The sequence below is a fragment of the Blautia sp. OF09-25XD genome, assembly GCF_003482095.1.
Taxonomy (GTDB): domain Bacteria; phylum Bacillota; class Clostridia; order Lachnospirales; family Lachnospiraceae; genus Fusicatenibacter; species Fusicatenibacter saccharivorans.
The window spans coordinates 1-9,171 of sequence record NZ_QUMG01000034.1; the positions used below are offsets into that span (position 1 = coordinate 1).

At 36.3% G+C, this 9,171-nt stretch carries 9 protein-coding genes; all 9 read left to right on the forward strand.

Annotated elements, in window-relative coordinates; all coding sequences use genetic code 11:
• On the forward strand, window positions 1–825 hold an 825-nt coding region (locus DXA93_RS17315; protein ID WP_119208873.1), incomplete at its 5' end, for a radical SAM protein.
• A 145-nt stretch (window positions 826–970) separates the two neighbouring features.
• The gene (locus tag DXA93_RS17320; protein WP_147399087.1) at window positions 971–1,429 is read left to right on the forward strand and encodes an SPASM domain-containing protein; all 459 of its coding nucleotides are present in this window, start codon (window positions 971–973) and stop codon (window positions 1,427–1,429) included.
• Between the two features lie 2 nt (window positions 1,430–1,431).
• Window positions 1,432–1,752, forward strand: coding sequence for a hypothetical protein (locus tag DXA93_RS17325; RefSeq protein WP_119208877.1), 321 nt, complete (start codon window positions 1,432–1,434; stop codon window positions 1,750–1,752).
• A gap of 140 nt (window positions 1,753–1,892) precedes the next feature.
• Window positions 1,893–2,354 (forward strand): hypothetical protein, encoded by a 462-nt coding sequence (locus DXA93_RS17330; protein WP_330427419.1) that lies wholly within the window; start codon window positions 1,893–1,895, stop codon window positions 2,352–2,354.
• A 265-nt stretch (window positions 2,355–2,619) separates the two neighbouring features.
• Window positions 2,620–4,029: an ABC transporter permease gene (locus tag DXA93_RS17335; protein ID WP_158554998.1), complete on the forward strand. Its 1,410-nt coding sequence runs from the start codon at window positions 2,620–2,622 to the stop codon at window positions 4,027–4,029.
• A gap of 6 nt (window positions 4,030–4,035) precedes the next feature.
• Complete coding sequence (locus DXA93_RS17340; protein ID WP_022463281.1) at window positions 4,036–4,929, forward strand: leucine-rich repeat domain-containing protein; 894 nt, start codon at window positions 4,036–4,038, stop codon at window positions 4,927–4,929.
• A gap of 99 nt (window positions 4,930–5,028) precedes the next feature.
• Window positions 5,029–6,627 (forward strand): ABC transporter ATP-binding protein, encoded by a 1,599-nt coding sequence (locus DXA93_RS17345; protein ID WP_119208881.1) that lies wholly within the window; start codon window positions 5,029–5,031, stop codon window positions 6,625–6,627.
• A gap of 31 nt (window positions 6,628–6,658) precedes the next feature.
• A complete protein-coding gene (locus DXA93_RS17350; protein WP_055226876.1) occupies window positions 6,659–7,324 on the forward strand; it encodes an ABC transporter ATP-binding protein in 666 nt (221 codons plus the stop codon).
• A gap of 24 nt (window positions 7,325–7,348) precedes the next feature.
• Complete coding sequence (locus tag DXA93_RS17355; protein ID WP_055226878.1) at window positions 7,349–8,581, forward strand: ABC transporter permease; 1,233 nt, start codon at window positions 7,349–7,351, stop codon at window positions 8,579–8,581.
• Window positions 8,582–9,171: the final 590 nt, after the last annotated feature.

Consider the following 9,171-nt stretch of genomic DNA (forward strand, 5'->3'; position numbering starts at 1 on the left):
CATATAAAACAAGAGGAAAAGAACATGCATAAACCATTTATTCATTGTTTCAAAACTGCAAAAGAATATTATGTATATGATGTGAATACTGATAAAATTATTCAGGTGTCTTTCGAAACATATAATTTTTTGGAAAACAATATTTGGGATGAAAAAGCGGAAAGAGAAATAGAAAAGCTAATAAATGAAGGATATTTGAAAAGAACGCGGGTAGAAGAGGTAAAACATTTTGCTACGGACTTTTTAGAATCTTATTTAGAAAATAGAATGAATCAGTTAGTTTTGCAAGTGACACAAAAATGTAATTTGCGTTGCAGTTATTGTGTTTATTCTGGTGATTACAAAAATAGAAATCATAGTCAAAAAGAAATGAGCTGGGAAACTGCAAAAGAAGCAGTAGATTATTTGTATGGGCATTCGATGTCTAGCGAAGACATATATATATCATTTTATGGCGGAGAGCCATTATTAATGTTCAGATTGATAAAAGAAGTAGTTGAGTATGTGAAGAGAGAATATTGCCAAAGAACGGTACATTTTAATTTGACCACTAATGGAACGTTGTTTACACCAGAAATTGTTCAGTATTTTATTAAAAATAATATACAAATTATGTTTAGTTTGGATGGGCCTAAAGAAGTGCACGATAAAAATAGAATATTTGCAGGAAGTAATAGAGGATCATTTGAAAAATTGAGAGATAGCATGAAAATGATATATAGTATGGACAGAAAATATTATAAAAAAAATGTGTCTTTCAACACAGTGTTAGATCCCCAAAATGAGTTAAGAACAATATATGAGTTTTTGGATAAAGATAGCTGATTTCGAAAAATTTGAGTAGAATATCTGTTTTGAATGATAATTATACGGATAAACAATGTGAATTTAGCGGAGAATTTGTTGAAGAACAGGAATATGAATATTTTAAATGTTTTCTTTCAAAATAAAACGAATTAATGAAAAATTTGTGGCTAGAGCAGTAAAAGAAGAATTTGATAATGAAATGAGAGAAATTAAACAACATGAGGAAAAAATGCAAGAAGAGATTTCAAAGGTAAATCATCATAGTGGTCCCTGTATTCCAGGCGCGAAAAAAATTTTTGTAACAGCAGAAGGAAATATATATCCGTGTGAGCGAGTGAGTGAAATATCAGAAGTTTCCAAAATAGGTGATATAAAAAAAGGAATAGATAAAAACAAAGTGTTAAATTTGCTAAATATAGAACGATATTCGCAAGACCGGTGTAAGGATTGTTGGGCATATCAACATTGCACAATTTGTATAGCATGTGCAGATGACACTAAAAATATTTCAAATAAAGAAATAGAAAAACATTGCTGGAAGGTTAGAGGGGGATTTGAAGAGGCAATGAAAAATTACTGTACTTTAAAAGAACTTGGTTATAAATTTGAGGAGTATGAATGAAAATGTTAAAAAGAGTAGGTATATTTCCGGTAGATCAAGAAAGTATAACACTATTTGAGAACATACATGAATGTAGATATGGTGAAATTATGCATATTGCTTCAATAAAAGCATGGGGACTTTGCGGGAAAAAAATTCAACGTTGTGATGGTAGTGAGATAATAATAGAGGAGGGAATAGGTAATATTATAAAAGAATGTGAAGTGTTAATTCTTCTTGAAAGTTGGCACGATGCATCGCCTGAATATATAAAGAGCGTGGTGAAAACAGCAAAGCAGAAATCCATAACGATAGTTCTATTAATAATATCAGGAACAGTTTAGAGATAGATCAGCATTATGAAAATGTCGTTGTTGCTAAAAAATTAAAAATTCAAAAAAAGTGTGACGATTTAAGAGTAAGAAAGATAAATATTCCGGTTATTTGCGTTTTGGGTTTGACACAAAATAGTGGAAAATTGAAAATGGAATTAGAACTGCAAAAATGTTTGAAACAAAAAGGATATAAAGTTGCAGCAATTGTTTCTGGATTAAATGGATTAATTGGGAAAGATACATTTTGCTTTGAAAAGAAATATTTAAATGGGAAAAATAGGAATGAAGAGATAATTATAAATATAAATGCGGCTGTAAAGCGGTTAGAACAAGATTATGATATTGTAATTGTTGGGATACCAGGAGCATGTCTCTCGTTTAATCCACAATATTCTAATGATTTTGGCATTACTACACAATTGTTTATGTGTGCAATAGAACCAGATTATAGTGTTTTGATGCTACCATATATGCGCTATGAAGAAGCGTTTATTAGTCATGTTAAAGATGAGGTTCAAAAAAGATATGATATTACAATTAATGATATTGGAATATCAGAATTTGCAATTGATATGGATGCGAGTTTTGAACAAAAAAGATGTGTTTTTTAAAATTAATTGACAAGGAAAGGGATTTTGAGCATTTGAAAAAAATATCAGTTGTTGATATTAAAAGTGTATTCTCAAAATAAGAAAAAATTGAGCGATAGGATTATTTGGACACTTGAAAATTAAACATAAGACTTGTCGCATTTTGAAATATATAGGGGGAAGAAAGAATATGTTGAAAAGAGCAAGCAGAAAATTAAGAAGTACTCCTGCGAAAACATTGATGTATATCATACTGTTTTTAGTACTTTTCCTGGCGATATTTTCTATGCTGATGATTGGAATTGCAAGTGGAAATAAAGTGAAAAGAGCACAGGAAACATTGGCCAACTCTATTACTCTGCGCGGGCCGGCCGAGGGAGAAGCTGGAAAATCATGTACTGTATATGCGATCCCGTCCGCAATCGTAGAAAAGTTCATTGACAGCAATTATGTTCAGGGGTACACCATGGAAGCGGGAACATATTGGCTTGATCCGGTGGATACGGAAACATATATCAGCGAGGAGACACAACAGCGCCTAAAAGGTTATCTGAAAGATTCAGGCATGTATACGATGACGGCTGTTGGAACACTGGACTGCGCATACGATACCTATTTTCTGGCAAAGGGTTACAGGATTGTGGAAGGAAGCGGACTGAGCTACGGAGAACGGGGCAAATACGAAGCTGTGGTAGGAGAAAAATACGCCGAAAAAAATCATCTCCATGTGGGCGATACTGTTAAATATAAAATGGAGCAGGGAACGATCGAATACTATAAAGTAAGTGCCCCGGAAGAAATTAGTTTCAAAATTCGAGGCATTTACAGAACTCCAGAGGTTTATCAGTCCGATTCCGTTGTGAATGACTGGCACAATAATTTAATTTTTATTCCACTGGATATTTTCTGCGAGTATTCTATGAAAGCATTAAAAATTCAAAATGTGGGATTTAATACAGTTACGGTCTATTTGAAAGATACAAAATCAGTTGAACCATTCATAGAAGAAACAAAAAACAAAATAAAAATAGGAAGTGTGGATGATGTTGTACAGACCGATGAAAATGGAATACGTTCCAGCGTAAAGCCAATGGTAATATCACAGCAGGATTTGGAATCTGGAGAATGGTCCTATCAGTTGATTCGAAACAAGGAATGGTATGAGATGGTTGCGAAACCTGTTGAAAAATTGAATCGTCTGATAGGATATATGATCGTAGGATTTGTGACTGCCGGAATTTTACTGTTCGGCATTCTGACCAGCCTGTCAGTCAAAGGGCGAAAACGTGAGATTGGAATTTTACTTTCGATGGGGGAACACAGGAAAAGGATTTTAGGACAGTTCGTTTTGGAGAATTTGGTTCCGGTTTTGATTGCCCTGGTTTTTGCGGCGCTGTGTGCGACACCAACAGCAGAGTATTTCGCAGATCGGATGATTTCGAATCAGGCTGAGAAAGTGGAGCAGGAAAATGAAGATCTGTCGGGAAATATTAAAAACGCGCTCCCGACAAGCGAAATAGCTGCGTATGAATCAACGGGAGTAACTGTTGATACGGATTTGTCCATTGAGTGGAACTGGAAAATCATGACGGGGATGATTCTTGGTATTTTAGATCTTTTCCTTTTGATATTAATTCTGCAAGTCGGCAAAATAACTAGAGAAAGCCCGGCATCTATATTGCTGGACAGAAAGTAGGTGTTCATGAAGAAAAAAAGAATGATAATGATCGTAGCGATGGTTCTGGTGCTGGTATGGCGGGAAGACGTTTTTGCAGTGGAATCTGGAACGACACAGGTTTCGCTACAGGCAGACTGGCTCCAAGAGGGAGATTACCAGTATAGCGTGGAAGAAGATGAAACTGTAACTTTACGAAACTATATCGGGACGGAAAGCGTGATTGTCACACCGAAAGAAGTAGGTGGGAAAGAAGTGACGAGAATCGGAGATTCCTGCTTTTTGAGAAAAACGGATCTTCGGGCAGTGCAGATATCCGAAGGCATTGTTGAAATCGGGGAATCTGCCTTTGCGGAAGATGGTCAGTACAGTGATACAACTGCTGGGTTTATCAGCATTGTAATGCCAAAAACACTAAAAAAGGTAGGAAAAAGCGCATTTCAGGGAACTAGAATCACACAGATTTATTTTTATGATGGTTTAGAGAGCATTGGTGATAATGCCTTTATGTATTGCTCTTCTTTGTCAAAAATACGGATTCCAGATAGCGTGGAGAAAGTAGGACAATTTTTATTTTTGGGAGCTGGAAAACCCTATGAAGAAAGTCAAGATAGTGCGATGAAGATTTTTGGCGGAAAAATAGCGGAAGAACTTGCAAAAGATAATCAAAGAGCCGAATATGGTGGTGAAGAAATGCAGGAAATTTCGATCCAGTATTGGCTTGAGAAGAAGGAGAATGAAACGAAAGAAGAGGTTATAGGACAAAAATATTTTGATAAAAATGATACAGGCTTTGAAAAAGTATTTTTTAAGGCTCCTTCGAGTGGAGAAAAGCAAAGTGGGAAAATAGTCTGGATGGACATATTTCTTGGGGTGTGTATGGTTGGACTAATAGGAATCAGTGTTTGCTTAAAGGATTAAAAATATTATATTTGTGAACAATGAAGAAAATAATAGAGAATAATAAATGTTTATATTTTTTAAAAGAGTTACTCAAATATAAAAAAAGAAATAGGTATTTTGAGTATAAGCACTATTGTTTCTACAGTAACTGTATTTCTGCAACCATTATTGATAAAACAGATCACAGACATCGGAATACTCGAAAAAAATATGCCCCAAATTGTTAATGGAGTAGCCGGTTTATTTGTTTGTGTGCTGGTATATTTAATGATTGAAGTTGTGCAGGCAAAAACTTTTGCAGAAATACATAATTCATTCTATAAGAACTTGTATTGCAATGTATTTCGAAAATTATTGCATTTAAAAAAACATTATTTTCAAATGAAAAATAGTATGGAAATAGTGCAAATGTTACAATGCGATGTATCTCAGGTTGCGTCTATGACAGATAGATATGTAGTGATGAGCTTTTCGTATGTTTTTCGTGTAATTAGTGGACTTGCTGGACTTATGCTGTTGAGTCCTGAACTGTTATGCATTGTAGTGATAGTAATTCCAGTGAAATACGTGTTAGTAAAATGTCTTGCTAAAAAGCGTGAGAAAAACATGAAAATGTATATTCAAGTTGAGCAACAATTTGGAGGATGGCTTGGCGATACAATTAATACTGTGGAAGAAATTAAATTGTGGAATCTATATGAATTAAGAAAATGCGAATTTTTAAAACAGATTTGTAAATCGTTAGCGGTTGAAATGAAAGGAACCATGATTGAGACATGGAATATTTTTGGGGATGCTGTTTTAGAGTGGGGTGTAACAATTCTTATTTATTTAGTTGGTGGATATTTGGTGTTCGTGGGAAAAATTTCCATAGGTTCAGTTTTTGCTTTTGTTTCTTATTCTAGTTATGTTACAAGACCGGTAAATAGTTTAATTGATCTGCGTATGCATTTTGCAAGTGTCAAACCGTCCGCTGAACGACTTTATACATTTTTGAATATGGAAGAGGAACGAAGTGGAAGTAAAAGAGTGGAAAAAGAGATTTCGCCAATATTAGAATTTAAAAATGTGAGATTTCAGTATACAAAGGATAGGGAAGTGTTAAAGAAAGTATCTTTTAAACTTGAGCCGGGAGAAAAAGTGGCTATTATTGGAAAAAATGGAAGTGGAAAATCAACAATTTTGGAATTACTATTACGATTTTATGAACCGGAAGAAGGAGAAATTTTATGTAATGGTGAAAATATAAAAGTGCTAAAATTATCAGAATACCGAAGCCTTTTTTCTGTTGTGAGTCAGAAATCAGCGTTGTTTTTGGGGGACATTGTGCAGAATATAGATTTGGAGGGGAAAGCAGACAGACAAAAACTGAATGAGGTACTAAGGAAAAGTGGCGTGAAAAAATACTTGCAACGTTTTCCAGAAAAAGAAAAAACACAAATAGGAGATGATGGAGCATTTCTTTCAGGAGGAGAAAGACAAAAGCTTGTGGTTGCACGGGCACTATTGAAAGATGCGCCGGTTATGCTTTTTGATGAAGCGTCCAGTGGATTTGATGTAGAAGCCAATGAATATCTTTATAAAATTATAACAGAAGAAATGCCGGAAAAATCTGTGATTTTTATTACACATCATTATGATAAACTGGAAAAATTTGATAAAGTATATTTGGTAAAAGATGGGTTTCTTACGGAAGTGAGAACTGGAAAAATGTAGAGGCGACTAGATTATAGTAGAAAGGAACAATATGGCAGAACTGGAATTAAAAGAGGTAAGCTATTTTTACGAGAGCGGCGGAAAGAGAATTGATATTTTGGATAAAGCCAGCTATTCATTTGAGAAGGGTACTCTTTACACGATTGTTGGTCCTTCTGGATCGGGGAAAACAACGACGCTGACTTTGGCGGGTGCGCTGGAAGAACCTAAGAGCGGCTGCGTGTGCTTTGAAGGAAAAGATATCCGGGAAATTGGCTATACAAGATATCGAAACAGCAAGATTGGAATTGTGTTTCAGGCGTATAATCTGCTGCCTTATCTGACCCCGCTGGAGAATGTGCTGGCGGCAATGGAAATTACGTCAAATCCGATTAAAAACAAAAAAGAACGGGCGCGGGAACTTCTGACACGAATGGGAATTACAGAAGATCAGATGAACCGCAATATCAATAAACTTTCAGGAGGCGAACAGCAGCGCGTAGCGATTGCGCGTGCGATTTCGACAAATGCAGAGGTGATTCTTGCGGATGAGCCGACGGGAAATCTGGACGTTGATACGGCGGCTGGCATTGTGAAAATTTTCAAAGAGCTGGCTCATGAAGATAAGAAATGTGTAATAGCAGTTACACATTCGGAAGCATTTGCCGCGGAGGCAGATGTGGTGGTACGGCTGGAAAAGAAAAAATTGCAGGATTAAACATGAGGGGGAGGGAAAGTTTTTATGAACTGGATCAAAAGAGCATTTCGCAGTATTTCTTATCATAAAAAAAATACAATTCTGATGTTTTTAAGTTTCCTGATTTTATCCATCCTGATCCTGTTTGGCTTATGTATCCGCGCGGCAAGTCGGGAACGGATATGGGAGATTCGGACGAGCATCGGAGGAAGCGTGCTTGTATCGAATGAGCGTCAGATATACAGTGAAGAGCCGCGCGGTGTGAATTCGATTTCACATCAAAAATATTTGGAACTCTGCGCTGATGAAAGAATTCGGTTTGGCAGCTGTAATACGGTGACAGCTGCTCTGGCGGATAACTTTACAGCTGAAATTATGGACGGACAGGAAGAAAATGGAACAGAAAATATTTATGTGGAGGGATCATCTGATCCTGTCGAGTATTTTAGTTCTGTTTCTTCTGTAGTTACACTGATTTCGGGACATGTACCGCAGAATGCAGAAGAAGCGGTAGTCAGTGATGGGATTGCGGAACGGAATGGACTGGGAATAGGAGATACCATAGCTGTTCTTTCACCATACACAAAGGAGCGGTATACATTTAAAATCAGTGGTATTTACAGTACGAACGAGGCAGCTTACAGTGGAAATGTGGTATATAATAACCCAGCAAATGCTATCTATACCCTGGATACACCAGTTTATGAGATGAATGAAAATGATAATGTAAAAGAAATTACATTGCAGTTGAAGGACCCGGAAGAAGGAAGAGCGTTTGCTGAAGATGCGAAAAAAATGCCGGAATATATCAAAGAAGAATATGATATGGACTATACGGTAAATGTTTCAGCTTATAAAGCGGTGGCCGACAGCCTGAAGAGCCTGGCAGGGATTTCGAATCTCATGGTGATAGTTTCCGTAATCCTTGGAACTATCACATTAAGTTTTTTGATTCTTATGAATTTGCGGGATCGCATGTTTGAGATTGGCATTCTTCTTTCTGTTGGAGAAACAAAGATGCGGATTATGCTGCAGATGTTGATGGAATCTTTTTGCCCGGTATTGCTGGCAATTACAGCGGGGGTAATTTTTTCTTATCCTTTGGCGAATGTGATAAAAATAGCTGTAGATCTTTCGAACGGTGTGCAGGCTGCAATTAAGACACAGCAGATTATAATATTGTATCTTTGTGGAATGGGGGTTGTGCTGGCTTCTTCTATGGTTATGGTATACCAGATTGTACGATATCAGCCGAAAAAGATTTTGATGATGGAGTAAAAAAAGAAATAGTCAGATAAAATACTGAATATGCAGAATTGACCGTATTTTTCTAAAAATAAGAAAATTCGAAAAAAGGTGTTGACTTTTGCTTTCGGGGGTGTTATTATAACTAAGCTGTCAGCGAGAGCTACAGTGAATGAGTTCTTTTGAAACAGAAAAACCTAGTTCGGAGCCGGGTGGCTGCCGCGGGTTGCAAAACTACTTCAAAAAAACTTGAAAAAAGTTCTTGACAAAAGCAAATGAGTTTGATAGAATAAACGAGTTGCTGATCGAGAGAACGGCAGAGAACAAAACGTTCTCAGGAAGTTCGAAAGAGCTTCAAAAAAATAAATTAAAAAAAGTTCTTGACAAATGAAAAGCTCTGTGATAAAATAAACGAGCTGATCCGAGTCGGAACGGCAGAGATCCTTGATAATTAAACAGTGAAACACATCCTCGAAAGTTCTGAATAAGTAATTCAAAACGATCGAAAGATCCTTTAAAACAGTAAAAGGGATAAATTAGCTAGTATGTTGATTTTGAACTTGGAACAAACATTTTATCAGAGAGTTTGATCCTGGCTCAGGATGAACGCTGGCGGCGTGCTT